A 25,094-nucleotide genomic window follows, 5' to 3' on the forward strand; every position below is an offset into this window, starting at 1 on the left:
CCACGAGGACTGACCAGTGGAAACACACGAGATCAACAAGCGGTTCCTTGCGCACTTCCAGGCCAAGGACCACACCCCGGTGCCGAGCGCGTCGCTGATCCTGGACGACCCGACGCTGCTGTTCGTCAACGCGGGCATGGTCCAGTTCAAGCCGTACTTCCTGGGCGAGGTGCCGCCGCCGTACCCGCGCGCGACCAGCATCCAGAAGTGCGTGCGCACCGGCGACATCGACGAGGTCGGCAAGACCACGCGGCACAACACGTTCTTCCAGATGGCCGGGAACTTCTCCTTCGGCGACTACTTCAAGGAAGGCGCCATCGCCAACGCCTGGGAGCTGATCACCAAGTCCCAGGACGACGGCGGCTTCGGCTTCGACCCGGACCGCATCTGGGTCACCGTCTACGAGAACGACTCGGAGGCGGCCGGCCTGTGGCAGAAGGTCGCCGGCATCCCGTCCGACCGCATCCAGGCGCGCGACGGCCGCGACAACTACTGGGACATGGGCGTGCCCGGCCCCGGCGGCCCGTGCTCGGAGATCTACTACGACCGCGGCCCGGAGTTCGGCCGCGACGGCGGCCCCGTCGTCGACGAGGACCGGTACCTGGAGATCTGGAACCTCGTGTTCATGCAGGACATCCGGGGTGAGCAGAGCCCGAAGTACGGCCACCCGCCGATCGGCGAGCTGCCGAAGAAGAACATCGACACCGGCATGGGCGTCGAGCGCGTCGCCTACCTGCTGCAGGGCGTGGAGAACGTCTACGAGACCGACCTCGTGCGCCCGGTGATCGCGCGCGCCGAGGAGTTCTCCGGCCGCCGCTACGGCGCCGACCATGCCGACGACGTCCGCTTCCGCGTCATCGCCGACCACGCCCGCTCCGGCGTGATGCTGATCGGCGACGGCGTGACCCCGGGCAACGAGGCGCGCGGCTACGTGCTGCGCCGCCTGCTGCGCCGCATCGTGCGCTCGGTGCGCCTGCTCGGCGTGCACGAGCCGGTGCTGCCCGAGTTCGCCGCGGTGGTGCGCGACGCGATGGCGCCGTCCTACCCGGAGATCGCGCGCGACTTCGACCGGATCAGCGAGGTCATGCGGGTCGAGGAGGAGGCGTTCCTGCAGACCCTCACCAGCGGGTCGCGGATCTTCGACCTCGCCGCTGAGGAGACGAAGAAGGCCGGCGGCAACGTGCTGGCCGGCGACCGTGCCTTCCAGCTGCACGACACCTACGGCTTCCCGATCGACCTCACCCTCGAAATGGCCTCCGAGCAGGGGCTGTCGGTGGACGAGGACGGCTTCCGGACGCTGATGGAGGAGCAGCGCCAGCGCGCGAAGGCCGACGCGGCGGCCCGCAAGAAGGGCCACGGCGACCTGTCGGTCTACCGCGAGCTGCTGGAGCGGCACGGCGAGACCGACTTCCTCGGCTACACCGACCTGCAGGCCACGGCCAAGGTCATCGGCCTGCTCAAGGACGGCCAGGGCGTGCCGGTCGTGCGCGAGGGCGACAAGGCCGAGCTGATCCTCGACCGCACCCCGTTCTACGCCGAGAGCGGTGGCCAGGTCGCCGACACGGGCGTCCTGCTGGGCTCCGGCGGCGAGGCCAAGGTCGTCGACGTGCAGAAGATCGTGCCCGGCCTGTGGGTGCACCGCGTCGAGGTGATCGCGGGCGAGATCGGCCTGGACACCGAGGTGACCGGTTCGGTCGACCAGACGCGCCGCGGCTCGATCGCGCGCTCGCACTCGGCCACCCACCTGGTGCACGCGGCGGTCCGCGGCGCCTACGGCCGCCGCGCCGCGCAGGCCGGTTCGCTGAACTCGCCCGGCCGGATGCGCTTCGACTTCACCACCCCCGGCCCGGTCTCCACCGACGTGCTGACCGAGGTCGAGGAGGAGGTCAACGACTACCTCCAGAACGACGTCGAGGTGCAGGCCTACACCACGACCAAGGACAAGGCGCTGGAGCTGGGCGCGGTCGCGTTGTTCGGCGAGAAGTACGGCGACAACGTCCGCGTCGTGGACATGGGCGAGTACTCGCGTGAGCTGTGCGGTGGCACGCACGTCGGCCGCATCGGCGAGCTGGGCCTGGTCAAGCTGGTCTCGGACTCCTCCATCGGGTCCGGCGTGCACCGCGTCGAGGCGCTGGTCGGCACCGACGCGCTCAAGCACGTGCGCAAGGAGCAGCTGCTGGTCTCGCAGCTGGCGAACACCTTCAAGGTGCCCAGCGAGCAGCTGCCCTCCCGCATCGAGGACGTGCTGTCCCGCCTGCGCAACGCGGAGAAGGAGATCGCCCAGCTGCGCACCCAGCAGGTGCTCGGCTCGGCAGGCTCGCTCGCGGACAAGGCCACCGACGTCCAGGGCGTGTCCGTCGTCGCGGAGAAGGTCGACGGCGACATCGACGCGGGCGCGCTGCGTTCGCTGGCCCAGGAGGTCCGCAACCGGCTCGGCTCGCGGCCCGGCGTGGTCGCGTTGTTCGCGCCGCAGGGCGAGAAGCTCAGCTTCGTGGTCGCGACCACGGCCGCGGCCCGCGACAAGGGCTTCGCGGCGGGCAAGCTGGTGCCCTCGTTCGCCGAGGCCGTCGGCGGCCGCGGTGGCGGCAAGCCGGACCTCGCGCAGGGCGGCGGCAGCAACCCGGCGGGCATCGAGCAGGCCATCACGGCGCTGCGTGGCGCGGTCGCGGCAGGGTGACGGCGCGGAAACCGGACCGCCCCGGGGAGCACGATCCCGGGGCAGGCCGGCGTCTGGCGGTCGATGTCGGATCGGTCCGGGTCGGTGTGGCGCTGAGCGATCCGGCCCCCATCCTCGCCAGCCCTCTGGTTACCCTGTCGCGTGATGCGAACAGCGACAGCGATCTCGAACAGCTTGCCGCGCTGGTGGCCGAACACGAGGTGGTGGAGGTGATCGTGGGTTTGCCGCGCACGCTCGCCGACCGGCACGGACCGGCCGCGGAGATCGCCGCCGGCTACGCCGACGCCCTCGCCGGCCGGATCGCGCCGGTCCCGGTGCGGCTCGCCGACGAGCGCCTCACCACGGTCACCGCGTCCCGCATGCTGTCCCAGCGCGGCGTGAAGGGCCGCAAGCAGCGGGCGGTGGTCGACCAGGCCGCCGCCGTGGAGATCCTGCAGGCCTGGCTCGACGCCAGGGCCGCCCACCGCGCGCGGGCAGGTGAGGCATGACCAGCGAGCAGCCACCGCGCCCCGGCCCGCCGCACCCCGGCTCGCCGCGCCGCCGTCCGCCCGTGCCCCCGCCGCCGCAGGTCCCGCCGCGCGGCGCCGACCGGCCGATGCCGGCCCGCCGTCCCGGCGTGCCGCGTCACGCCCGGCCCGAGCCGCAGGCGCCTGCCACTCCGCCGACGCCTGCCGCGCCCCCGGCGCAGCCGCCGATGCCGCCGCGTCGTCCCCCGGCGCGCCGCCCGGCGCCGCCCGACCACGGCCTCGACCTGTTCGACGAGCGGCCCCCGCCGCCGCGTCCCCGCCGGCCGCGGCAGCCGCCGCCGGACGAGTCGCCCACCGAGATCATCCACCTCGAGGACGACTACGAGTACGACGACTACGACGACTACCCGGAGAACGCCGACGAGGAGCGCGCCGAGCCCGAATACATCGAGCCGCCCGACGACGGCGAACCGGTCGAGACGCGGCGCAAGCGCAAGCCGCTGCGCTGGCTGGTCGCGCTCGTCGTGCTCGCCCTGATCGGCGGCGGCGCCTGGTACGGCATCGACGCCGTCTTCGGCTACGACGACTTCGAGGGCAGCGGCGAGTCCGACGTCCTGATCGAGATCAGCGCGGGCGACTCGACCGGCGCCATCGGCCAGGAACTGGCCGGGGCCGGAGTGGTGGCCAGCGCGAAGGCGTTCGTCAAGGCCAGCGAGGACAACTCGAAGGTGCTGAGCCTGCAGCCGGGCTACTACGTCGTGAAGACGAAGATGTCCGGCGCCGCGGCGGTGGCGAAGCTGACCCAGGACGGGTCGCGCGTTGGCGTGCTGCAGGTGCGGGCGGGCACCCAGCTGGACGACATCACTCAGCCCGACGGCACGGTCACGCCCGGCGTGTTCACGCTGCTGTCGAAAGCCTCGTGCGCCCAGCTGAACGGGCAGAGCACCTGCATCCCGGTGGAGCAGCTGCGCGACACCGCGGCCAAGGCCGACCTGGCGGCGCTCGGCGCGCCGGACTGGGCGGTGCCGGTGGTCTCCGGGTCGACCGACGCCCGCCGCATCGAGGGCCTGGTCGCGCCCGGCGTCTACGACGTCAAGCCCGGCTGGTCCGCCGAAGAGCTGCTCGGCTACGTGCTGAAGACGTCGGCCACCCGGATCCAGACCGCCGGGCTGACCGCGACGTCGAAGTTCCAGGGCCGCACGCCGTACGAGACGCTGATCGTCGCCTCGCTCATCGAGCGCGAGGGCGTGAAGCAGGACTTCGAGAACATCGGGCAGGTCATCTACAACCGGCTCGCGCAGAACATGCGGCTGCAGCTGGACTCGACGGTGAACTACCTGCTGGACAAGCCGGTCGTGACCACCACCGACGACGACCGGAACCGGCCTGGCCCCTACAACACGTACAAGATCCCGGGGCTGCCGCCGACGCCGATCTCCTCACCGAGCCCGGAGGCGATCCAGGCGGCCGAGGAACCGACGCAGGGCACGTACGTGTACTTCGTGAAGTGCGAGAAGAACGGCCTGTCCTGCTTCGCGTCGGACCTGCCGGAGCACGAGCAGAACAAGACGCTGGCGAGGCAGCGCGGTGCCTACTGAGCGCAGGGCGGCGGTGCTGGGCAAGCCGGTGGGGCACTCGCTGTCGCCGGTGCTGCACACCGCCGCGTACACCGCGCTCGGCCTGGACGGCTGGACCTACGAGCGCGTCGAGATGGACGCCGAGGGGCTGCCCGGGTTCGTGCGCGGGCTCGGCCCGGAGTGGGCCGGCCTGTCGGTGACCATGCCGGGCAAGCGGGCCGCGCTGGACTTCGCGAGCGCGGCCACGCCGCGGGCGGTGGCGGCGGGCGCGGCCAACACGCTGGTGCCGACCGCGGACGGGTGGCTGGCCGACTGCACGGACGTCGACGGCGTCGCCGGGGCGCTGCGGTGCGCCGGCGGGTTCACCGGCGGGGAGACCGGCCTGGTCCTCGGCGCGGGCGGCACGGCGGCCGCGACGGTCGTGGCGTTCGCGGAGCTGGGCATCCGGCGCGCGGTGCTGGTGGTCCGCGACCCGGCCAGGGCGCGGGAGACCGTCGAGGCGGCCGGCCGGGCCGGCGTCGAGGCGGACGTGCGCGTGTGGGCCTCGGCGGACTTCGGCAAGCTCGCCGCCGACTGCGCGGTGCTGGTGAGCACGGTGCCGCCCGCGGCGGTCGCGGAGCACGCGGCCGAGCTGGCCGCCGCCCCGTGCGTGCTGGACGTGATCTACCACCCGTGGCCGACGCCGCTGGCCGAGGCGGCCGCCGGACGGGTCGCCACCGGCTTGGACATGCTGCTGCACCAGGCGTTCGGCCAGGTCGAGCACTTCACCGGCAGGCCCGCGCCGCGCGAGGCGATGCGCGACGCCCTGCGGGAGGCGACGGGCGGCATCCTGCCGCTGCCCCTGGACTAGCGTGAGCACCATGAAGATCGTGGTGCTGGACGACTATCAGGACGTCGCGCGGAGCCTCGCGGACTGGGACTCGCTGGGAGCCGAGGTCGAGGTGATCACCTCGTACGTGGGCGACCACGACGAGCTGGTCCGGCGGCTGGCAGGCGCGGAGGTCGTCGTCGCGATGCGGGAGCGCACCCGGTTCACCGCCGAGGTGCTGGAGCGGCTGCCCGACCTGAAGCTCCTGGTGAGCACCGGGCGCCGGAACGCGGCCATCGACCTCAAGGCCACCGAGCGGCTGGGCATCACGGTCTGCGGCACCGGCTACCTGCCCCACCCGACGGCCGAGCACACCTGGGCGCTCGTCCTCGCCGCGCAGCGGCACCTGGAGACCGAGCTGGCCGCCATGCGGGACGGCGCGTGGCAGTCCACCGTGGGTATCGGGCTGCACGGCAAGACGCTCGGCCTGCTCGGGCTCGGCAACCTCGGCCAACAGGTGGCGCGCATCGGTCAGGCGTTCGGCATGGAAACCATTGCCTGGAGCCAGAACCTGACCGCCGAGCGGGCCGCCGGGCACGGCGTCACCGCGGTGTCCAAAGAGGACCTGTTCGCCCGCGCGGACGTCCTGTCGGTGCACCTGGTGCTGTCCAAGCGCACCCGCGGTCTGGTCGGCGCGGCCGAGCTGGCCGCGATGAAGCCGGGCGCGCTGCTGGTGAACACCTCGCGCGGGCCGATCATCGACGAGCAGGCGCTGCTCGACGCGCTGCGGGAGCGCCGCATCCGCGCCGCGCTGGACGTCTACGACATCGAGCCGCTGCCTGCCGACCACCCGCTGCGCGCGATGCCCAACGCCACGCTGACCCCGCACCTCGGCTACGTCACGCGCGAGGTGTACGAGATCTTCTACCGCGACGCGGTCGAGGACATCGCCGCGTGGCGGGACGGGAACCCGGTCCGGGTCATGACGCTGTGACCGGGGGCGCCTCCCCGGCCGGGAGGCGCCCCCGGCGGCTCAGCGGACGATCGTGCCGCTGGAGCTGATCCGGTTGCTGATGTTGGCGGAGAAGGACTGCACCTCGGCGTAGACGCCGGGGTAGTCCGGCCGGGCGCAGCCTTCGCCCCAGCTGACGATGCCGACCTCGACCCACTCGCCTGCGGCGTTCTGCTTGACCATGGGGCCGCCCGAGTCGCCCTGGCAGGTGTCGGTGCCGCCCTCCGGGTAGCCGGCGCACAGTTCGTAGGCAGGTTGGAGGTCGCTGCCGTAGGACCGCTGGCAGGTGGAGTCGCTGACGTAGGGCACGGTCGCGTACTTGAGGTAACGGGACTGGCCGCCGCCCTCGACGGTGGCGCCCCAGCCCATGATCGTGAACGTGCCGCTGTTGAGCGAGGTGTCGCCCGGCGCGGCGAACTTCAGCGTCGGCGCCGAGGCCGCGGACGCCAGTTCGATCAGCGCCCAGTCCTGCGCGCCGGTGCTGGCGTACTGCGGGCTGCGGTAGACGTAGGTCGACTTGATCGACTGGCCCCCGCTCGCCTGCAGGTCCACCTTGCCGAGGGTGGCGGTGATGCTGGAGTTGGTGCCGGTCCGGCTGACGCAGTGCGCCGCGGTCAGGACGACGCGCGGTGCGACGAGCGCGCCGCCGCAGCCCATGGACAGCCGCACCATCCACGGGAACTGGCCCTGGGTGGCGTTGGTGCCGCCGACGACGAACGGGGTGACGGTGTCACCGGACGGCTGCGCGGCCTGCGCCGGGGTCAGCGCGGCGGTGAGCGCGGTGGCGAACGCGGCAGTCGCGAGAATGGCGCGCCGGAGCGTTTTCCCGATTGATTTCCGCAATTTCAGACTCCCGCCGTCTGACTGATCCAGGACCGGTTCGCGGCGACGCTGCCGTAGATCTGCGAAGAACTGCCGTCCGCCATGGACGCCACACCCACCTGAACGCCGTTGGCCATTTGGGGGCCGCCGGAATCGCCCTTCCAGGCCACGCCGCTCACGCCGGTGGAGCAGATCGCGCGGCCGCCGTAGGCGTCGGTGCAGCTGCCGCCGATGCGGGTGTTGCGCACCGTCGCGGTCTTCAGCTGCTCGGATGCCGAGCCGTTGTAGCTGGTGCGGCCCCAGCCGTAGATGGAGTTGGTGCTGCTGACCGTCGGGTCCGCGCTGGCCAGCCTGGCGTAGGTGGTGCTGACCGAGGTGCCGAGCTGGAGCAGGGCGAAGTCGGTGCTGGGGTTGGCGACCTGCCTGGTGACGGTCGCGGTGACGCCGCCGGAGGAGCGGTACACGCTGCCCACGCGCACGGTCATGCTCGAGCCGAGGCAATGCTTCGCGGTGAGCACCCACCGCGACGCGATGATGGTGCCCGAGCAGTTGAACTGACCGTTCACGAACACGGCCGCCGCCCACGGCGCGCTCGAGACGGTGCTGCCGCCGATGATGAACGGTTCGACGGCCGGTCCCGCGGCGACCGCGGGAGCGGCGCCGCCAACGGCTATCCCGGCCGCGGCGGTGATTGCGGATATCCACCGGAAAATGCGCATGACGAATAAACCTCCGCAGGGGTGAGGTATTCGCGCCCGACGATGTGCGCGACAGGCAGAAGTTAGCGCGCGGAGAACCCGACGAAAGTCGCCAATCCGGTGGCATCGGCGGAAAAACACCCCAGATGGCCTACGACGATCAGCCGCCCGCCCACGGCGGCAAACATCAACCGCAGCGCCAAACACGCCACCCGCAGCGGCAAAGTCGCCGCCCGCGGCGGCGAACTCGCCGTCCGCAGGGGCGAACTCGCGCCCCCAGCGGCCAACACATCACCCGCGTCGGCAACTCGCGCCCGGCAGCAGATACGCCGCGCCTGGCGGCAAACACGCCGCCCCGCCGCCAAACACACCACCCGCGGGGGCAAACACACCGCCTCCGGCGGGCAAACTCGCCGTCCCCAGCGGCCCACACATCACCCGCGGCAGCCAACTTGCCGCCCGCGGCGGCCAACACGCCGCCCGCAGCGGCGAACTCGCCGCCCGCAGCGGCAAACTCGCCGCCCGCAGGGGCGAACTCGCCGCCCCACCGGTGTGTTGGCCCTTCCGGGCAAGGTGTTTGCCCTTCCGGGCACCGAATCCGCTGTGGGCCGTGCGGGAGCGGGGTCAGGCGCGCAGTTCAGCCAGCACGGCGTCGGTGAACGGGGGCCACGCCTCGATCGCCCACGGGCCGAAGTCCAGGTCCGTCAGCACGACACACGCGGCGCCCGCGTCCGGGTCCACCCACAGGAACGTGCCGGACTGCCCGAAGTGCCCGAAGGTCCGCGGCGAGCTGTCCGCTCCCGTCCAGTGTGGACTCTTCGAGTCGCGGATTTCGAAGCCCAGCCCCCAGTCGTTGGGCTTCTGGTGCCCGAGCCCGGGCAGCACGCCGTTCAGCCCGGGGAACGCGACCGACGTGGCCGCGCGCAGGGTCGCCGGGTCGAGCAGCTTCGGCGCCTGCACCTCGGCCGCGAAGCGCACCAGGTCGTCGACCGACGACACCCCGCCGGCGCCGGGGGAGCCCTCCAGCCGGGTCGACGTCATGCCCAGCGGGGCCAGCACCGCCTCGGACAGGTACCCGGCGAACGGGATGCCCGAGTGCTCGGCCAGCGCGTCGCCGAGGACCTGGAAACCGGCGTTGGAGTACATGCGCCGCGTGCCCGGCTGGGCCATCACCCGGTCGGAGTCGAAGCCTAGGCCCGCGGTGTGCGCGAGCAGGTGCCGGATCGTCGAACCCTCCGGCCCGGCCGGCGTGTCCAGCTCGACCACGCCCTCCTCGACCGCGATCAGCGCCGCGTACGCGGTGAGCAGCTTGGTCACCGAGGCCAGCCGGAACGTGCGCCCGGTGTCGCCGTGGCTGCCCGCCACCGTTCCGTCCGCCCGCACCACGGCCGCCGCCGCGTGCGGGGCCGGCCACTGATCGATCCGCTCCAGGCTCCGCATACCGCAAAGCCTAAACGGCGGCTGTCCCGCGCCGGGGACAGCCGCCGTCGGATCAGGCGTCGAGGTCGCTGGCGACCAGTTCGGCGACCGCGTCGACCGCGGCCTCCGCGCCGTCGCCCTCGGCGGCGATGACCACCTCGTCACCGTGGCCGGCCGCCAGGGTCATCAGGCTGAGCAGGCTCCCGGCGGGCACCGGGTCGCCGCCGTCCTTGGCGATCGTCACCGGCACCGCCTGCGCGGCCGCGGTCTTCGCGACCAGTGCGGCGGGCCGGGCGTGCAGGCCCACCTTGCTGGCGACCGTCACACGTCGTTGCGGCATGTTCGACCTTCCCTCACTTGCTGGGCGTGGCGGCGTCGGCGGCCGGCTGCTCGGCGTCGTCCTCCCGGCCCGGCGTGCGCAGGTTCCACTTCGCGATCACCCACCGGAACAGGAAGTAGTAGATCACCGCGTACACCAGGCCGATCGGGATCAGCAGCCACGCCCGGTTCGCCGCGGGCGCCGACGAGTTGAGCGCGAAGTCGATGAACCCGGCCGAGAACGAGAACCCGAGGTGGATGTCCAGCGCGTTGCAGATGGCCAGGGACAGGCCGGTCAGCACCGCGTGGATCAGGTACAGCGGCCACGCGACGAACATGAACGCGAATTCGATCGGCTCGGTCACGCCGGTCAGGAACGAGGTGACCGCACCGGCGATCATGATGCCGCCGACGACCTTGCGCTGACCCGGCCGCGCCGTCTGCCAGATCGCCAGCGCGGCGGCGGGCAGCGCGAACATGAAGATCGGGAAGAAGCCGGTGGTGAACGCGCCGGCGTTGGGGTCGCCGTTGAAGAAGTTGGTGATGTCGCCGCCGTCGAAGATGAACCACACCGGCACGTTGATCAGCTGGTGCAGGCCGATCGGCAGCAGCAGGCGGTTGAGCAGGCCGTAGATCCCGCCGCCGGCGACGTCGTTGCCGGTCACCGCGTCACCGAGCCACTGCATCGCGTTGTCCACGGCCGGGAAGATCAGGCCGAACACGACACCGATCAGCAGCAGCACCACGGAGTTGATGATCGGCACGAACCGGCGGCCACCGAAGAACGCCAGGTACGGCGGCAGCTTCACGCGGTGGAAACGCTGCCACAGCACGGCGGTGACCAGGCCGACCACGATGCCGCCCAGCACGCTGTAGGGCCACTTGATGGGCTGCAGGTACCAGCCCTCCTTGAAGCCCTCCAGGTCGCTGATCGGCGCGAACACCTGCACGACCTTGTTGAACACCACGAACCCGACGGCGGCGGCGACACCGGTGGAGCCGTCGCCCTTGCGCGCGAAGCCGACGGCGATGCCGACCGCGAACAGCAGCGGCAGCCAGTCGAACAGGCCACCGCCCGCCGCGGCGAGCACGGCGGCGACCTTGTCCCAGCCGAGGCCGTCCTTGCCGAGCAGGTCGTCCTGCCCGAGACGGCTCAGCAGGCCTGCGGCGGGCAGGGTGGCGATGGGGAGCATGAGGCTGCGGCCGAAGCGCTGCAGCCCCGCCATCCCCCTCCCTTTGCCCTTGGTTCCATCTGCGACGGTGGCGCTCACGGGTTACCTCCGTGTTCGGCGGGGACTGTGCGATCGAGTTGCATGGACACCTCGTACCGGTCGCCCCGGTACCACGAGGTCATGTCCTCCACGGGGACTCCGGACGCGCTGGAGACCCGGCGGAAGACCAGGAGCGGGTCGCCGGCGCGGATGCCGAGCAGCCGCGCCGTCTCCCGGTCCGCCGCTTCCGACCACACCGTCTGGCGGGCGTGGTCCAAGCGGAGGTCGTAGCGCTGCGCGAGTTGCTCGTACAGCGAGGAGGTCAGGTCCAGATCCGGCAGCCCGGGCACGCGGCCGGGGTGGTACCAGCCGCGCTCGACGGCCAGCGGGGTGCCGTCCGCGCGGCGGCGGCGCACCAGACGGTACGCCTGCTCGCGCATGCCCAGCCCGAGCGCGCCCGCGGTCTCCGCGGGCGGGGTCTCCAGCGCGCAGTGCAGCAGCTCGGTGGCCGGCGTCAGGCCGCGGCGCCGCATGTCGTCGGTGAACGACATCAGGTACAGCTGCAGCTCCATGCGCCGGGTCGCGGTGAAGGTGCCCTTCCCGCGGGCCCTGGTGAGCAGGCCTTCCTCGACGAGCTTGCCGATCGCGGAGCGGACCGTCAGCCGGGACACCCGGTAGCGCTCGGCCAGCTCGCGCTCCGACGGGATCGGCGACCCCGGCGGCAGCTCGCGCTCGATCGAGCGCCGCAGGATCTCGCGCAGCTGCGCGTGTTTCGGCGTCGGCCCGTCCACCACGCGGTCGGCGGTGGTCGCGGTCTGCGCCATGCCACCTCCAGGTTTCGGGTTGGTTTCCGGGGTCGCACCGGCGGCCTGGAATTGGTACGTTCCGGTCTAGACCATTTCTTGATGGGGCAGAATGCTCCGCTACCCGGGCAGGTGTCAACCACCGTTACGGGTTCGTGTTCGGCAAGCAGAGAAGGAGGCCGCCGTGGCGGACGACAGGCCGGAAAAGATCCTCGCGGCACTGGGCGGCGCGGACAACGTCGTCGAGATCGAAGGCTGCATCACGCGGCTGCGGTGCGAGCTCGAGGACGGGTCGCTGGTGGACGAGGCCGCGCTGAAGGCGGCAGGCGCGCACGGCGTGATGAAGATGGGGTCGGTGGTGCAGGTCGTCGTCGGCCCGGAGGCGGACACGATCGCGAGCGACATCCAGGACCTGATGTGAGCGTGACCGTGCTGAGCCCGGTGCCGGGCCGGGTCACGCCCATGTCCGAGGTGCCGGACCCGGTGTTCGCGCAGTCGATGGTCGGCCCCGGGGTCGCGGTGCTGCCCGCGGGCGGGCGGCAGAACGCGCTCAGCCCGGTCGACGGGACGGTGGTGACGCTGCACCCGCACGCGTTCGTCGTCGCCACCGCTGGTGGTCAGGGCGTGCTGGTGCACCTGGGCATCGACACGGTGCAGCAGAAGGGCGAGGGCTTCACGCTGCACGTCGTCAAGGGCGAATCGGTGCGCGCCGGGCAGCCGCTGATCAGCTGGGACCCGGACGCGGTCGCCGCGGCGGGGTACTCACCGGTGGTGCCGGTGGTGGCGCTCGACGCGGACGCCGAGGCACTGTCCGGAGTGCTCACCGGCGGCCCCATCGACGCCGGCGAGCAGCTCTTCACCTGGGATTAGCGCCGCTCGCGCGCGGTCGGCGCTCTGCCGCCCGCGGGGTGGGCGGCGGCTGCCCCTCAGGCGGTCACGACGTTCTGGCCCTCGACCTTGACCGGGATGGGGGTGAGGCCGGTGTCCGCGGGGCCCTTCTCCAGCGCGCCGGTGAGGGTGTCGAACTGCGAGCCGTGCAGCGGGCACTTGATGGCGTCGCCCTCGGGAGCCACCGTCGCGCCCTGGTGCGGGCACACGGCGCTGAAGCAGGCGGCGGTGGTCTCGGTGGGCCGGGCCAGGATCGCGGGCTTGCCGTCGACCGTGACGGACTTCGCCTGGCCGACCGGGACGTCGTTCAGCGCCGCGACGGTGGTGCCGGACGGGGCGGCCGTGGCCGAGCCGGTGTTCTGGCTGCTTCCGGACGTGCCGCTGTCGCTGCCGCAGGCGGCCAGGACCACGGTGCCCGCGGCGGCGCCTGCCACGGCGACCCCGGTCGTCAGGACGGTGCGGCGGGTGGGTGAGTGAGCAGTCATGCCCCGTGACACGGTCGCGGCCCCCGCTCGGTTCAATCCGGCGGCCGATTGAACCCGATGGCGTTCCGCCCCGTGGTGAACGGGTGCAAGGATCGCCGGTGGAGGAGGTCGGGTCATGGTCGCGTGGCTGTTGCGGATCCTGGTGGTCCTCGGACTGCTCGGGTCGGCGTGGGTGCACTGGGACCTGTGGGCCAACGAGGGCTTCGACGAGATCGAGACGATCGGGCCGTTGTTCCTGGTCAACGTGGTCGCCGGGGTGGTCATCGCGGTGGCCGTGCTGTTCTGGCGCCACTGGCTGCCGGTGCTGGCCGCGATCGGGTTCGGCGCGGTCACCCTGGGCGCGTACCTGATTTCGCTGACACCCGGCGGGTTGTTCGGGGTGCGGGAGCAGTTCGCCACGTCCGCCGAGACGTGGGGGGTCGTCACGGAGGCCGGGTGCGTCGTGTTCGGGGTGGCGTTGCTGTTCGCGCAGCGGGTGCGGCGGAAGCAGGGCGTGCTCGCGTGACCGACGGCGCGGAAGACCAGTTGATGCGGGCGCTGCACGACGACCACGCGGCCGCGCTCTGGTCCCACGCGCTGCGGCTGACCGGCGGTGACCGGGCCCGCGCCGAGGACGTGGTGCAGGAGACGCTGCTGCGGGCGTGGAAGCACCCGCGGGTGCTGGACCAGACACAGGGCTCGGCACGGGCGTGGCTGTTCACGGTGGCGCGGCGGATCGCGATCGACGACTGGCGCTCGGCCGCGCACCGCTCCGAGGTGACCACCGATTCGCCGCCCGAGCTGGTCACGCCGGACGACACCGACCGGGCGTTGCAGGGCTGGCTGGTGGCGGAGGCGTTGAAGGAGTTGTCCGCGGCGCACCGCGAGGTGCTGCTGCTGTGTTACTTCCAGGGTTTCTCGGTCGCCGACGCGGCCGCGCGGCTGGGGATTTCCGCCGGGACCGTGAAGTCCCGGACGCACTACGCGCTGCGGGCGTTGAAGCTCGCGCTGGAGGAGAAGGGGGTGACCCGGTGACCGAGCCCGACGAGTTCGTGACCTACGACGCGGCGTACGTGCTGGGCGCCCTGTCCCCGGAGGACCGTGCGGCATACGAGGAGCACCTGCGCGGCTGTGCGCAGTGTTCCGCGGCGGTGGCCGAACTGGCCGGCCTGCCCGGGCTGTTGTCGCAGGTGACGCCGGACATGGTCGAGGGGGAGCCGCCACCGGACCGGTTGTTGCCGGCGTTGCTGCGCGGAGTGCGCCGCGCCCGGCGGCGGCGGGTGCTGACGACGTTCGGGGTGGCGGTGGCCGCGGCGGCGGCGGTGCTGGCGGCGATGTTCGTGCCCCAGTCCGACGGCGGTGGCGGGACCGCCATGACCCCGCTGGGCGCGTACCCGGTCCAGGCGACGGCCGCGGTGGCGTCGGTGTCCGGCGGTGGCAGCCGGGTCGACATGTCGTGCAGCTACCGGGGCGCCTACGAGGGCGCGGGGTACCTGCTGGTGGCCATCCGGGCGGACGGAACGGAGGCCCCACTGGCGACGTGGAACGCCACCCCCGACCGGGACGCCCGCATCTCGGTCGGCACGGACCTGCCGCCGGAGGAGATCAAGGCGCTGGAGATCCGGACGACGAGCGGGGTGCCGCTGCTGCGGTGGCACCCGTGAGGGGAGTCAGGCGGTGCGCCACGCTCGCGGATCTCCGTGCCTGTGCCTGAATCTCCCGTTGCGCGTCGATTCCTACCGTGTCTCGTAGCTCTCTGCCGCGCTTGAGGGTTCCGCCCCCTGAAGGTTCCGTCGCGCTTGAATTCCACCCTGCCCCATTTTTTTCCGCACCTCAGTTTACCGACACTCCTTGAATGTCCTGCTGCGCCTCCTTTCTTGCCGCGGCTCGGCTTCCTGTCGCACTTCAATCTCCCACGTCACGTTCCCAAATTCCAGCCGCAGCCTCAAATCCCTCACGTCAGGACATGTCGCCCCTGGGCGAGTGGGAACCTCGCGCGACGATGACTTGCCTTCTCACGCGGGCAAACATCGGCACGAGAGGGCCACTCGTGTCAGCGCGCCTTATCCGGCCAGGCGAGTGGGATTCTCGTGCGTTCGCGAGCGGGACGTCTCGTGTGCCACGAAATTCCCACTCGCACAAAGGAAGCCGTGCGAGTGGGAATTTCGTGCGCGCCGTGATTTGGCATTTCGCCGCTTGCGGCGCAGTCTGGGTTCGTGAACTGGGGAATCGTGGCGGTCAGCGCCGCCGGAACGACAGTGGGCGCCGGGACGGCGGGCCTGCTACGGAGCGCGGATGCTCCGGTGCCGGCCGTCGTGGTGGCGCTCGGCACCGGCGCGGCCTGGGCGGGGCTCGCCGTCCTGGCGCCCGCGTGGACGGCGTTCGTGCTGGCCGCGCTCGCCGTGCCGTTGATCGCGGCGGATCTGCGCCACCGGCGGCTGCCGGACGTGCTCACGCTGCCCGCGTACCCGCTCCTCGTCGCGGTGGCGCCGGATCCGGCGAAGGCCCTCGGAGCTGCCGCGGTCTTCGGGGGCGCGCACCTGGTGATCCACCTCGTGGCGCCGCACGCCATGGGCGCCGGTGACGTCAAGCTGGCAGGCGCCCTCGGCGCGGCGCTCGGCTCCGTGGGCTGGGCCGCGTTGCCGGTGGCAACCGTGCTGGCCGCGTTCGTCACAGCCGTCCTGGCCGCGACCCGCCGCTGGCGGAACGGGGTGCCGCACGGACCCGGCCTGCTGGCGGCGGCCACCGCGCTGGTCCTGATCCGCCCGGGATGAGCACGGGGAGGCCGGTGCCACCGGCAGCGGGCATGTCGTGCTCCTCGGAGAAGGTGCGGGAGTCAGGCGCGCCTGCCGCTCACGCGGGCAGCCGCCGGGTGGAGCGGGGCGAGCGCGAGGGCCGGCAGCTGCTGGCTGGCGCGTTAGCTTGGGCGCGCCGGCGTGACCGGCGGGTGGGCCCTGTCAGCCCCGCCCCCTGCGGGCGCCGTTCGTGGGTCGGCCGCTGGGTGGAGCGGGGCGAGCGCGAGGGCGGGCGGCTGCCGGCTGGCGCGCTAGCTTGGGCACGCTGGCGTGACCGGCGGGTGGGCCATGTCAGCCCCGCCTCTGCGGGCGCCGTTCGCGGACCAGCCGCCGGGTGGAGCGGGGCGAGCGCGAGGGCGGGCGGCTGCCGGTCGGCGCGCCTGCTTGGGCACGCTGGCGTGACCGGCGGGTGGCCGGTAGCTGCCGGTCGGCGCGCTAGCTTGGGCGCGCCGGCGTGACCGGCGGGTGGGCCATGTCAGCCCCGCCCCCCTGCGGGCGCCGTTCGTGGGTCAGCCGCCGGGTGGGGCGGGGCGCGCGAAGGCCGACAGCTGCCAGCCGGCGCGCCATGCCGGACACACGCCGCGCCACCCTGGGCCCACCGCCGCGCCACCCTGGACACACCGTCGTGACCAGCGGGCGGACCACATCAACCCCGCCCCCGCGGGCGCCGCTCGCGGGTGAGTCCCCGTCCGCCGGAGCCGCCTGAACCGGGCGACGACCGCCATGACAGGATCGTCTGGTGGTACTGCGCTGGATAACCGCTGGTGAATCGCACGGTCCGGCCCTCGCGGCCGTGCTCGAAGGGATGGTGGCCGGGGTCGAGGTCACCACCGCCGACGTGAGCGAGCAGCTCGCCCGCAGGCGGCTCGGGTTCGGCCGCAGCCCCCGCATGGGCTTCGAGACCGACCACATCGAGTTCCTCGGCGGCGTCCGGCACGGCGTCACCCAGGGCGGACCGGTCGCGGTGCACATCGAGAACGCCGAGTGGCCCAAGTGGGAGAAGGTCATGTCGGCCGACCCGGTGGACCCGGCCGAGCTCGAGGGCCTCGCCCGCAACGAGCCGCTCACCCGCCCCCGCCCGGGCCACGCCGACCTGCCCGGCATGCAGAAGTACGGCTTCGACGAGGCCCGCCCGGTGCTGGAGCGCGCCAGCGCCCGCGAGACGGCCTCCCGCACGGCACTGGGCACCGTCGCCCGGAACTTCCTCCGCCAGCTGCTCGGCGCGGAAATCGTGAGCCACGTCGTCTCCATCGGCGGGGCCGTCGCGCCCGACGGGCCGCTGCCCGGGCCCGCCGACCTCGCCGCGGTCGACGAGTCCCCGGTCCGCGCGTTCGGCCAGGAAGCCACCGACGCGATGATCGCCGAGGTCGACGCCGTCCGCCAGGCCGGTGACACCGTCGGCGGCGTCATCGAGGTCATCGCCTATGGGCTGCCGCCGGGGCTCGGCTCCCACGTCCACTGGGACCGCCGCCTCGACGCGCGCCTCGCCGGCGCGCTCATGGGCGTCCAGGCCATGAAGGGCGTCGAGGTCGGCGACGGCTTCACCACCGCCCGCCGCTGGGGCAGCAAGGCCCACGACGAGATCGACCGCGGCACCGGCCCGGTCGGCGTCACCCGCCGGTCCAACCGTGCCGGCGGCCTCGAGGGCGGCATCACCAACGGCGAACCGGTCCGCGTGCGCGTCGCGATGAAGCCGATCTCCACCGTCCCGCGCGCGCTGTCCACTGTGGACGTCGTCACCGGAGAGCCCGCCGTCGCGATCCACCAGCGCTCCGACGTGTGCGCGGTGCCGCGCGCCGGGGTCGTCCTGGAGTCCGTCGTGGCGCTCGTGCTCGCCGACGCGGCACTGGAGAAGTTCGGCGGCGACTCGCTGGCCGAGACCAAGCGCAACGCCGAGTCCTACCTCGCGGCACTGGAGGAACGGTGGGCCAACCTCCCTGCATCGTGATCGCGGGCCCGCCCGGGTCCGGCAAGAGCACCGTCGGGCCGCTGCTCGCGCAGCGCCTCGGCGTGCCGTTCCGCGACAGCGACGACGACATCGTCGCCCGCGCCGGCCGTCCCATCGCGGAGATCTTCGCCGACGACGGCGAGCCGGCCTTCCGCGCGCTCGAAGAGGAAGTGATCGCCGAAGCGCTCGCCGAGCACGACGGGGTGCTCTCCGTCGGCGGCGGCGCGGTCCTCGCCGAGGGCACCCAGAAGCGCCTGGTGGGCCACCCGGTGGTCTTCCTCAACGTCGGCTTCGCCGCGGGCGTGCAGCGCGTCGGCCTGTCCACCGCCCGCCCGCTGCTCGCCGGGGTCAACCCACGCGCCACCTACCGCTCGCTGCTCGAAGCGCGGCTGCCGGTCTACCGCGCGGTCGCCACCATCGAGGTGGCCACCGACGACCGCACCCCGGCCGAGATCGTCGACGCCATCGCCCGCGAACTAGCCCTGGAGGAGACGCAGTGACCGACCCGGTCCGGATCGAGGTCCGCACCGCCCGGCCGTACCCGGTCGTCGTCGGCCGCGGCCTGCTCGGCGAACTCACCGAAGCCGTCAAGGGCGCCTCCAGCGTGGCGATCATCCACCAGCCCACGCTCACCACCACGGCCGAAGCCGTGCGCGACGAACTCAACGCCGCCGGGCTGGACGCGCACCGCGTCGAGATCCCCGACGCCGAGGACGGCAAGGCGCTGTCCGTCGCCGGGTTCTGCTGGGAGGTCCTCGGCCGCATCGGCCTGGACCGCCAGGGCGTCGTCATCGGCCTCGGCGGGGGAGCGGTCACCGACCTCGCCGGGTTCGTCGCGGGCACCTGGATGCGCGGCGTCCGGCTGGTCAACGTGCCCAGCACGCTGCTCGGCATGGTCGACGCCGCCGTCGGCGGCAAGACCGGCATCAACACCGACGCGGGCAAGAACCTCGTCGGCGTCTTCCACGAGCCCAGCGCCGTCCTGGTCGACCTCGCCACCCTGGAAACCCTGCCGCGCAACGAACTGATCGCCGGCATGGCCGAGGTCGTCAAGGCCGGCTTCATCGCCGACCCGCGCATCCTCGAGCTCATTGAAGCCGACCCCGAGGCGGCGACGGACCCTGCCGGCGACATCCTCGGCGAGCTGGTGCGCCGCTCGATCCAGGTCAAGGCCGACGTCGTGGCCGCCGACCTGCGCGAGTCCGACCTGCGCGAAATCCTCAACTACGGGCACACCCTCGGCCACGCCATCGAGCGCCGCGAGCGCTACCGCTGGCGCCACGGCGCGGCGGTCAGCGTCGGCCTGGTGTTCGCCGCCGAGCTGGCCCGACTGGCGGGACGCCTCGACGACGAGACCGCCGAACGGCACGCCCGCATCCTCGAACTGCTCGGCCTGCCGACCAAGTACGACCCGGACGCCCTGCCGCAGCTGATCGACTCCATGCGCAAGGACAAGAAAACCCGGTCCGGCGTCCTTCGCTTCGTCGTCCTTGACGGCCTGGCCAAACCGGGGCGCCTCGAAGGCCCCGATCCGGCCTTGCTGGCCGCGGCGTACTCGGCGGTCGCCGGCCCGCGCCAGTCCGACGGTGGGAGCGTGCTGCTGTGAAGGTCTTCGTGCTCAACGGCCCCAACCTCGGCCGCCTCGGGAAGCGGGAGCCCGCCGTCTACGGCTCGACCACCCACGCCGACCTCGCGGAGCTGTGCGTCAAGACCGGCGGCGAACTGGGCATCGACGTCGAGGTCCGGCAGACCGACCACGAGGGCGAGATGGTCGGCTGGCTGCACGAAGCCGCCGACGGTGGCAACCCCGTGGTGCTCAACGCGGGCGCCTGGACGCACTACTCGATCGCCGTGCGGGACGCGGCCGCGCAGCTCGCCGCGCCGCTGATCGAGCTGCACATCTCCAACGTGCACAAGCGCGAGGCGTTCCGCCACCACAGCGTGCTCTCCGACATCGCCACGGCCGTCATCGCCGGGCTCGGTGTCGACGGCTACCCGCTCGCGCTGCGCTGGCTCGCCGCCAACGCCGGATGACCGTCCCCGACCTCAGAACCGCCCGGCTGCGCCTGCGAGGCCTCGAACCCACCGACACCGAAGCGATCGTCCGGGTCTTCGCCGACCCGGACACGAGCCGCTTCCTCGCCGCCGACCTCAGCGACCCGGACCAGTGCCGGGCCTCGGTCGAGCGGCGCCTCGCCTACACCGGGCCGGACGGCACGGGCCACTGGGTCGTCGAGCGCGACGGCGTCGTCATCGGGCTGGCGCACCTGCGGCCCTCGGCCGAGCTGTCCGGCGACCTCGTGGAGATCGGGTACTTCCTCGACCCCGCCCACGGCGGCCAGGGACTGGCGACCGAGGCGGCGGCCGCGCTGCTGCGCCACGCCTTCACCGCGCTCGGGCTGCCCGCCGTGTGGGCGCTCGTCCACGAGTCCAATGTGGCCAGCCGGAAACTGGTGCGCCGCCTGGGTTTCACCGACGTCGGCGGTGGCGAGCACTACGGCGGGCCGCACCGCGTGCTCGTCGCGCTGCCCACCGCCCTCGGGCAGTGGCACCACGTCGAACTGTGGGTGCCCGACCTCGCGCGCGCCGAGGAGAGCTTCGGCTGGCTGCTCACCGAACTCGGCTGGCAGGAACACCAGCGCCGGCGCGACGGCGTCAGCTGGAAACTCGGCGCGGGGTACCTCGTCGTCCAGCAGTCCCCGGCACTGACCGGCGCGACGCACGACCGGCGCGCGCCGGGCCTGAACCACCTGGCGCTGCACGCCGGCCCGCCCGAGCGCGTGGACCAGCTCGCGGAAGCCGCGCTCGCGCACGGCTGGCGCCCGCTGTTCGCCGACCGCTACCCGCACGCCGGCGGCCCTGTTCATCACGCGGCGTATCTGGAGAACGCCGACGGCTTCGAAATCGAGCTCGTCGCCGAATCCCCGCGTGTCACTCGACCGGGTTAATCAGTCTCTACACTGAGCTTGCTGGCGGAAACGGAAGGACGACGGGTGGGCAGACGCAGGGTGCTCGGCGGGATGCTGGCCGCGGTGCTGGCCGTCTCCGCACTGGCCGGGTGCACCGGCAGTGTGCCGCCACAGGCCGAGGGCGCCGGGAAGGGCGTCATCGGCGGCGCCCAGCCGGAGACCACCACCGCCACGCCCGCCGAGGTCCAGCTCAAGACCGACTCGCCGCGCGAAAGCGCCGGCGTCGTCGCGGCCGGCGGCCCCGGCGCGCCCTACAACTACGGCCCCACGCTGATGGCCGACGGCCCCACCAACCGGATGTGGTGGTGCAGCCAGTACCCCGGTTCGCCGCCGCCCGGCGACGACATCCTCTACGCCGAGTCCGCCTCGCTGGACGGGCCGTTCACCGGCCCCGGCGGATCCGTGCCGCCCGCCGTGCTGTCCGGCAACCCCGGCCAGTTCGACGGCGTGCACGCCTGCGACCCGTCGGTGATCCGCGTCGACGGGACCTACTACCAGTACTACACCGGCGCGGCAGGCGACCACGCGCTCGGCAACTCCATCGGCCTCGCGACCAGCACCGACGGGATCACGTGGCAGCGCGCGAACGGTGGCAGACCCATCGTCGACCCCGCCCACGACACCCATCGCGAAAATCTCTACGGCGCGGGCCAGCCCGCCGCGGTGTACCTCGACGGCTGGTTCTACCTGATGTTCACCGACACCACCGGCCTCGCCGCCGGCTGGAACGGCGCGGGCCAGTTCGTGCTGCGGTCGAAGGACCCGGCGTTCGGCAGCGGCGTGGAAGCGCTGGGGGAGGCCGGGTTCGCCGCGGTCGCCGGCACGAACGCGCCGCGCACCAAGTCGCTGGTCGACGCGTTCAGCGCGGACCTGATGTGGATCGACGCGCTGAACGCGTGGGCGATCGCGCACGAGACCGCCGACGGCACCACCATCACGTTCTGGGACCGCGACTTCCTGCGCGCCCCGTTCCAGCCGCTGCTGATCCCCGGCGTGTGGCGGGAGGGGCCGGGCCTGGTCCGGCGGCCGGACGGGCACGCGCCGGTGTCGGCGAAGGACCCGTGCGGACGGGTGCCGCTGGACGTCGTGCGCGCGACCGTGACCGGCGAGGCGGGCGCGCCCACCGACCTGCGGCGCTTCGGGCTGGACATCGTCGGCGTCAACGCGTGCGCCGACCCGCAGCGCGCGCTGACGGTGCTGGACGGCTTCGCCATGCCCTCGCCGGTGCGGACCATGGACCTCGTCGTGTCGGGCCAGGTCGTGCGGATCGACCGCCGCTCGGTGGCGCAGGAACTGGCCGGGCACGTGCTCGACACGCGGCTGGACGTGCTGAACCAGTTCCCGGTCGCGGCGCGGCTGGAGTCCGGCACCCGCGCGCTGCAGGCCACCGGGCTGGGGGTGGGCTTCCTGCTCGACGACGGCCGCCTCTACCCGGTGCGCCGCGCGGAAGCGGTGATCGCCAACGGGTCGTCGACCGAGGACGTGACCCCGGCGCAGTGGCGCGGCTACCCGGCCGGCCCCGCGCTCGGCTAGATCAGTCCCCGGCGGGCCGGGGACGCGGGCTGGGACGCGGGCGCTTGGACGGCTCGGCCTCCGCCGGGCGCTTGAGCCGCCCGCCGACGAACAGGCCCAGCCCGGCCGGCACCAGGACCAGCAGCGCGGTGAACGCGGCCCCACCGGAGATCGCGGGCCACAGTTCCTCGGCGCCGGTCCGGTCGACGAAGATCCCGCGGCCGATCACGTACAGCACCCCGGACACCGGCCCGGCCACCAGCGACGCGATGAACCAGGTGCGCCCGGCGTCCTCCCGGCGCAGCCACGCGTCCAGCGCGCTCCACAGCGCCGCGGCGCCCACCAGCAGCGCGATCACGGCGATCCGGGCCGTGGTCAGGCCCGTCGGGTCGTACACCGTCGCCTTGGCGAGCGCGACTTCGGCGATCGCGTGCAGCACCGCCATGCCGAGACCCCGTACCAGCCAGGACCGCATACCCATCCACCCATCGTCGCACCGCACTAAGCTGCCACTGTGCCTGACCTCCACGCCTCGCGGCGCGACGCCCTGCGCACCGTGCTCAACGAGTCCGGCGTCGACGCGTTGCTCGTCACCGACCTGCTCAACGTCCGCTACCTGACCGGCTTCACCGGCTCCAACGCCGCCCTGCTGGTCCACGGCGACGGCGAGAGCCGCACGTTGTTCTGCACCGACGGGCGCTACACCACCCAGGCCGCGGCCGAGGTGCCCGACCTGGAGCGGGTCATCGAGCGGGAGAGCGCCGCCGCCCTGCTCGCGCGCGCCGCCGGGGACGCGGCCGCCCACCGGCGCACCGGCTTCGAGAGTCAGCACGTCAGCGTCGAGGCCCACCACGAGCTCACCCGCATCGCGGACGGTATCGAGCTGACCCGCGCGCCCGGTCTGGTCGAACAGCTGCGGCTGATCAAGGACGAGACCGAGATCGAGGCGCTGCGCATGGCGTGCGCGGCCGCCGACCGGGCGCTGGCGAGCCTGCTGGAACACGGCGGCATCCGGCCCGGCCGCACCGAGCTGGAGGTCGCCCGCGACCTGGAGAACCGCATGCTCGACCACGGCTCGTCCGGGCCGTCGTTCGAGTCGATCGTCGCCGCCGGGCCGAACTCCGCGATCCCGCACCACCGGCCCACCAGCCGCCCGCTGCACACCGGCGACTTCGTGAAACTGGATTTCGGCGCGACCGTGGACGGGTACCACTCGGACATGACGCGCACCGTCGTGCTCGGCCGCCCCGCGGACTGGCAGGCCGACCTCTACGAGCTGGTCCGCCGGGCGCAGCAGACCGGGCTGGAGGCGTCGCTGGCCGGGCAGGAGGTCGCCGACGTCGACCTGGCCGCCCGCCGCGTCATCGAGCAGGGCGGGCACGGCGAGGAGTTCTCGCACGGGCTCGGCCACGGCGTCGGCCTGGAGGTGCACGAGGCACCGAGGCTCGCGATGAACGTCGCCGGTACACTGTCCGTCGGCATGACGGTCACCGTGGAGCCAGGCGTCTACCTCGCCGGCCGCGGTGGCGTGCGCATCGAGGACACGCTGGTCGTGCGGGACGCCGATCCCGAACTCCTCACCCTGAGCAGCAAGGAACTCGTGGTCGTGTAGCGCGGCCCGATCGGAAACAGGAGAACTGGACAACCCGTGGCCACCACCAACGACCTGAAGAACGGCCTGGTGCTGAACCTCGACGGACAGCTGTGGTCCGTCGTGAACTTCCAGCACGTGAAACCGGGCAAGGGCGGCGCCTTCGTGCGCACCACGCTCAAGCACGTCCTGTCCGGCAAGGTGGTGGACAAGACCTTCAACGCGGGCACCAAGGTCGACACCGCGACCGTCGACCGGCGCAACATGACCTACCTGTACAACGACGGGTCGGACTTCGTCTTCATGGACGGCGAGACCTACGACCAGATCACCGTGCCGCGGGAGACCGTCGGCGACGGCGCGAACTACCTGCTGGAGAACACCGAGGTCCAGGTCGCGATGCACGAGGGCGTCGCGCTCTACGTCGAGCTGCCCACCTCGGTCGAGCTGGTCATCCAGCACACCGACCCCGGCCTGCAGGGCGACCGCTCCACCGGCGGCACCAAGCCGGCCACGCTGGAGACCGGCGCCGAGATCCAGGTGCCGCTGTTCCTGAGCACCGGCGAGAAGGTCAAGGTCGACACCCGCGACGGCCGTTACCTGGGCAGGGCCTAGGTTGTCCGACTCCGCATCGGCGCCCCGGCGCGGTGGCCGGCCCGGCCGCCGCGCTCTCCGCAGGCGCGCCGTCGAGATCCTGTACGAAGCCGCCCAGCGTTCACTCGATCCGGTGACGCTGCTGGCGGACCGGGTGGGCTCCACTGACGCCGACCCGATCGGCGACTACACGATCTCGCTCGTCGAGGGCGTCACTTCGAACCGCGAGCGCATCGACGAGCTGCTCGCCGAGCACGCGCACGGCTGGAGCCTGGAGCGGATGCCGCCGGTCGACCTGGCCGTGCTGCGGGTGGGTGTCTACGAGCTGCTGTGGGCCGCCGACGTGCCGGACCCGGTGGCGATCGACGAGGCGGTGGGCCTGGCCAGGGAGCTGTCCACGGACGACTCGCCACGGTTTGTCAACGGCGTGCTGGGCCGGATCGGCACGATCGCCGACCGCATCCGCGCGGTGCTCTGACAACACGCAGCAGAAAGGCCCGGCGCGCGGAGATCGCGCCGGG

General features: G+C 72.7%; 28 protein-coding genes. 20 read left to right on the top strand and 8 right to left on the bottom strand.

Features of this window, described 5'->3' with window-relative positions; genetic code table 11:
• Positions 1 to 16: 16 nt before the first annotated feature.
• The 5 genes from alaS to ACCP09_RS12290 are packed head-to-tail and all read left to right on the top strand — an operon-like array spanning position 17 to position 6,523.
• Complete coding sequence (gene alaS / locus ACCP09_RS12270; protein ID WP_378337313.1) at positions 17 to 2,677, top strand: alanine--tRNA ligase; 2,661 nt, start codon at positions 17 to 19, stop codon at positions 2,675 to 2,677.
• Positions 2,674 to 3,165, top strand: a complete 492-nt coding sequence (gene ruvX / locus ACCP09_RS12275) for a Holliday junction resolvase RuvX (RefSeq protein ID WP_017983106.1) — start codon at positions 2,674 to 2,676, stop codon at positions 3,163 to 3,165. Before alaS ends, ruvX begins: the two co-directional genes overlap by 4 nt.
• Complete coding sequence (mltG, locus tag ACCP09_RS12280) at positions 3,162 to 4,742, top strand: endolytic transglycosylase MltG (protein WP_433745912.1); 1,581 nt, start codon at positions 3,162 to 3,164, stop codon at positions 4,740 to 4,742. The genes ruvX and mltG overlap by 4 nt, the downstream gene beginning before the upstream one ends.
• 13 nt (positions 4,743 to 4,755) lie before the next feature.
• Positions 4,756 to 5,571, top strand: a complete 816-nt coding sequence (locus ACCP09_RS12285; protein WP_231960978.1) for a shikimate dehydrogenase — start codon at positions 4,756 to 4,758, stop codon at positions 5,569 to 5,571.
• Between the two features lie 10 nt (positions 5,572 to 5,581).
• The gene (locus ACCP09_RS12290; RefSeq protein ID WP_433745915.1) at positions 5,582 to 6,523 is read left to right on the top strand and encodes a D-2-hydroxyacid dehydrogenase family protein; all 942 of its coding nucleotides are present in this window, start codon (positions 5,582 to 5,584) and stop codon (positions 6,521 to 6,523) included.
• Positions 6,524 to 6,562: 39 nt separating this feature from the next.
• Here the strand turns inward: ACCP09_RS12290 and ACCP09_RS12295 are convergent, their stop codons facing one another.
• The 6 genes from ACCP09_RS12295 to ACCP09_RS12320 form a co-directional block, all read right to left on the bottom strand.
• Positions 6,563 to 7,384, bottom strand: coding sequence for a S1 family peptidase (locus tag ACCP09_RS12295; RefSeq protein ID WP_354950544.1), 822 nt, complete (start codon positions 7,382 to 7,384; stop codon positions 6,563 to 6,565).
• A gap of 2 nt (positions 7,385 to 7,386) precedes the next feature.
• Entirely contained in the window at positions 7,387 to 8,082 is a 696-nt protein-coding gene (locus ACCP09_RS12300; protein ID WP_433745920.1) for a S1 family peptidase, read from the bottom strand.
• 603 nt (positions 8,083 to 8,685) lie between these two features.
• Positions 8,686 to 9,501, bottom strand: a complete 816-nt coding sequence (locus tag ACCP09_RS12305; protein ID WP_433745923.1) for a serine hydrolase domain-containing protein — start codon at positions 9,499 to 9,501, stop codon at positions 8,686 to 8,688.
• 52 nt (positions 9,502 to 9,553) lie between these two features.
• A complete protein-coding gene (locus tag ACCP09_RS12310; RefSeq protein WP_027928678.1) occupies positions 9,554 to 9,820 on the bottom strand; it encodes an HPr family phosphocarrier protein in 267 nt (88 codons plus the stop codon).
• 13 nt (positions 9,821 to 9,833) lie between these two features.
• A complete protein-coding gene (locus ACCP09_RS12315) occupies positions 9,834 to 11,024 on the bottom strand; it encodes a PTS transporter subunit EIIC (protein WP_433745926.1) in 1,191 nt (396 codons plus the stop codon).
• 41 nt (positions 11,025 to 11,065) lie between these two features.
• On the bottom strand, positions 11,066 to 11,833 hold the full coding sequence (locus ACCP09_RS12320; protein ID WP_433745929.1) for a GntR family transcriptional regulator: 768 nt from the start codon (positions 11,831 to 11,833) through the stop codon (positions 11,066 to 11,068).
• A gap of 91 nt (positions 11,834 to 11,924) precedes the next feature.
• Between ACCP09_RS12320 and ACCP09_RS12325 the strand changes: the two genes are divergently transcribed.
• Together ACCP09_RS12325 and ACCP09_RS12330 are read left to right on the top strand one after the other, a co-directional pair.
• Positions 11,925 to 12,233 carry a glucose PTS transporter subunit EIIB gene (locus ACCP09_RS12325; protein ID WP_081617564.1) on the top strand — a complete coding sequence of 103 codons (309 nt, stop codon included), beginning with the start codon at positions 11,925 to 11,927 and terminating at the stop codon, positions 12,231 to 12,233.
• On the top strand, positions 12,230 to 12,682 hold the full coding sequence (locus ACCP09_RS12330) for a PTS sugar transporter subunit IIA (protein ID WP_433745933.1): 453 nt from the start codon (positions 12,230 to 12,232) through the stop codon (positions 12,680 to 12,682). The genes ACCP09_RS12325 and ACCP09_RS12330 overlap by 4 nt, the downstream gene beginning before the upstream one ends.
• A 56-nt stretch (positions 12,683 to 12,738) precedes the next feature.
• On the opposite strand, the gene ACCP09_RS12335 is transcribed toward ACCP09_RS12330, so the two are convergent.
• Positions 12,739 to 13,185 (bottom strand): Rieske (2Fe-2S) protein, encoded by a 447-nt coding sequence (locus ACCP09_RS12335; protein WP_027928681.1) that lies wholly within the window; start codon positions 13,183 to 13,185, stop codon positions 12,739 to 12,741.
• Between the two features lie 115 nt (positions 13,186 to 13,300).
• Here ACCP09_RS12335 and ACCP09_RS12340 point away from each other — a divergent pair, with 115 nt between their 5' ends.
• The 10 genes from ACCP09_RS12340 to ACCP09_RS12385 all read left to right on the top strand — a co-directional run bounded on the left by ACCP09_RS12340 (position 13,301) and on the right by ACCP09_RS12385 (position 22,409).
• Positions 13,301 to 13,690: a hypothetical protein gene (locus ACCP09_RS12340; RefSeq protein WP_027928682.1), complete on the top strand. Its 390-nt coding sequence runs from the start codon at positions 13,301 to 13,303 to the stop codon at positions 13,688 to 13,690.
• Positions 13,687 to 14,199 (top strand): sigma-70 family RNA polymerase sigma factor, encoded by a 513-nt coding sequence (locus tag ACCP09_RS12345; RefSeq protein ID WP_433745937.1) that lies wholly within the window; start codon positions 13,687 to 13,689, stop codon positions 14,197 to 14,199. The genes ACCP09_RS12340 and ACCP09_RS12345 overlap by 4 nt, the downstream gene beginning before the upstream one ends.
• A complete protein-coding gene (locus ACCP09_RS12350; RefSeq protein ID WP_378332301.1) occupies positions 14,196 to 14,828 on the top strand; it encodes an anti-sigma factor family protein in 633 nt (210 codons plus the stop codon). The genes ACCP09_RS12345 and ACCP09_RS12350 overlap by 4 nt, the downstream gene beginning before the upstream one ends.
• Before the next feature lie 639 nt (positions 14,829 to 15,467).
• Complete coding sequence (locus ACCP09_RS12355; protein WP_027928685.1) at positions 15,468 to 15,938, top strand: prepilin peptidase; 471 nt, start codon at positions 15,468 to 15,470, stop codon at positions 15,936 to 15,938.
• 757 nt (positions 15,939 to 16,695) lie between these two features.
• Positions 16,696 to 17,907 carry a chorismate synthase gene (gene aroC / locus ACCP09_RS12360; RefSeq protein ID WP_026153215.1) on the top strand — a complete coding sequence of 404 codons (1,212 nt, stop codon included), beginning with the start codon at positions 16,696 to 16,698 and terminating at the stop codon, positions 17,905 to 17,907.
• A complete protein-coding gene (locus tag ACCP09_RS12365; RefSeq protein WP_027928687.1) occupies positions 17,904 to 18,407 on the top strand; it encodes a shikimate kinase in 504 nt (167 codons plus the stop codon). The genes aroC and ACCP09_RS12365 overlap by 4 nt, the downstream gene beginning before the upstream one ends.
• Positions 18,404 to 19,513 (top strand): 3-dehydroquinate synthase, encoded by a 1,110-nt coding sequence (gene aroB / locus ACCP09_RS12370; protein ID WP_378332303.1) that lies wholly within the window; start codon positions 18,404 to 18,406, stop codon positions 19,511 to 19,513. Before ACCP09_RS12365 ends, aroB begins: the two co-directional genes overlap by 4 nt.
• Positions 19,510 to 19,941: a type II 3-dehydroquinate dehydratase gene (aroQ, locus tag ACCP09_RS12375; RefSeq protein ID WP_123685923.1), complete on the top strand. Its 432-nt coding sequence runs from the start codon at positions 19,510 to 19,512 to the stop codon at positions 19,939 to 19,941. The genes aroB and aroQ overlap by 4 nt, the downstream gene beginning before the upstream one ends.
• On the top strand, positions 19,938 to 20,855 hold the full coding sequence (locus ACCP09_RS12380; protein ID WP_433745942.1) for a GNAT family N-acetyltransferase: 918 nt from the start codon (positions 19,938 to 19,940) through the stop codon (positions 20,853 to 20,855). Before aroQ ends, ACCP09_RS12380 begins: the two co-directional genes overlap by 4 nt.
• A 72-nt stretch (positions 20,856 to 20,927) precedes the next feature.
• A complete protein-coding gene (locus ACCP09_RS12385; protein WP_228685234.1) occupies positions 20,928 to 22,409 on the top strand; it encodes a beta-xylosidase in 1,482 nt (493 codons plus the stop codon).
• 1 nt (position 22,410) lies between these two features.
• On the opposite strand, the gene ACCP09_RS12390 is transcribed toward ACCP09_RS12385, so the two are convergent.
• On the bottom strand, positions 22,411 to 22,863 hold the full coding sequence (locus tag ACCP09_RS12390; protein WP_208722568.1) for a B-4DMT family transporter: 453 nt from the start codon (positions 22,861 to 22,863) through the stop codon (positions 22,411 to 22,413).
• A 39-nt stretch (positions 22,864 to 22,902) separates the two neighbouring features.
• Between ACCP09_RS12390 and ACCP09_RS12395 the strand changes: the two genes are divergently transcribed.
• Genes ACCP09_RS12395 through nusB form a run of 3 tightly spaced genes read left to right on the top strand, consistent with a single transcriptional unit; the run spans position 22,903 to position 25,051 of the window.
• Complete coding sequence (locus ACCP09_RS12395) at positions 22,903 to 24,000, top strand: M24 family metallopeptidase (RefSeq protein WP_433745945.1); 1,098 nt, start codon at positions 22,903 to 22,905, stop codon at positions 23,998 to 24,000.
• Positions 24,001 to 24,036: 36 nt separating this feature from the next.
• Complete coding sequence (gene efp, locus ACCP09_RS12400) at positions 24,037 to 24,594, top strand: elongation factor P (protein ID WP_027928694.1); 558 nt, start codon at positions 24,037 to 24,039, stop codon at positions 24,592 to 24,594.
• 1 nt (position 24,595) lies between these two features.
• Complete coding sequence (gene nusB, locus ACCP09_RS12405) at positions 24,596 to 25,051, top strand: transcription antitermination factor NusB (RefSeq protein ID WP_378332306.1); 456 nt, start codon at positions 24,596 to 24,598, stop codon at positions 25,049 to 25,051.
• Positions 25,052 to 25,094 lie beyond the last annotated feature (43 nt).

The sequence above is a fragment of the Amycolatopsis sp. 3B14 genome (assembly GCF_050958625.1).
Lineage (GTDB): Bacteria > Actinomycetota > Actinomycetes > Mycobacteriales > Pseudonocardiaceae > Amycolatopsis_E > Amycolatopsis_E thermoflava.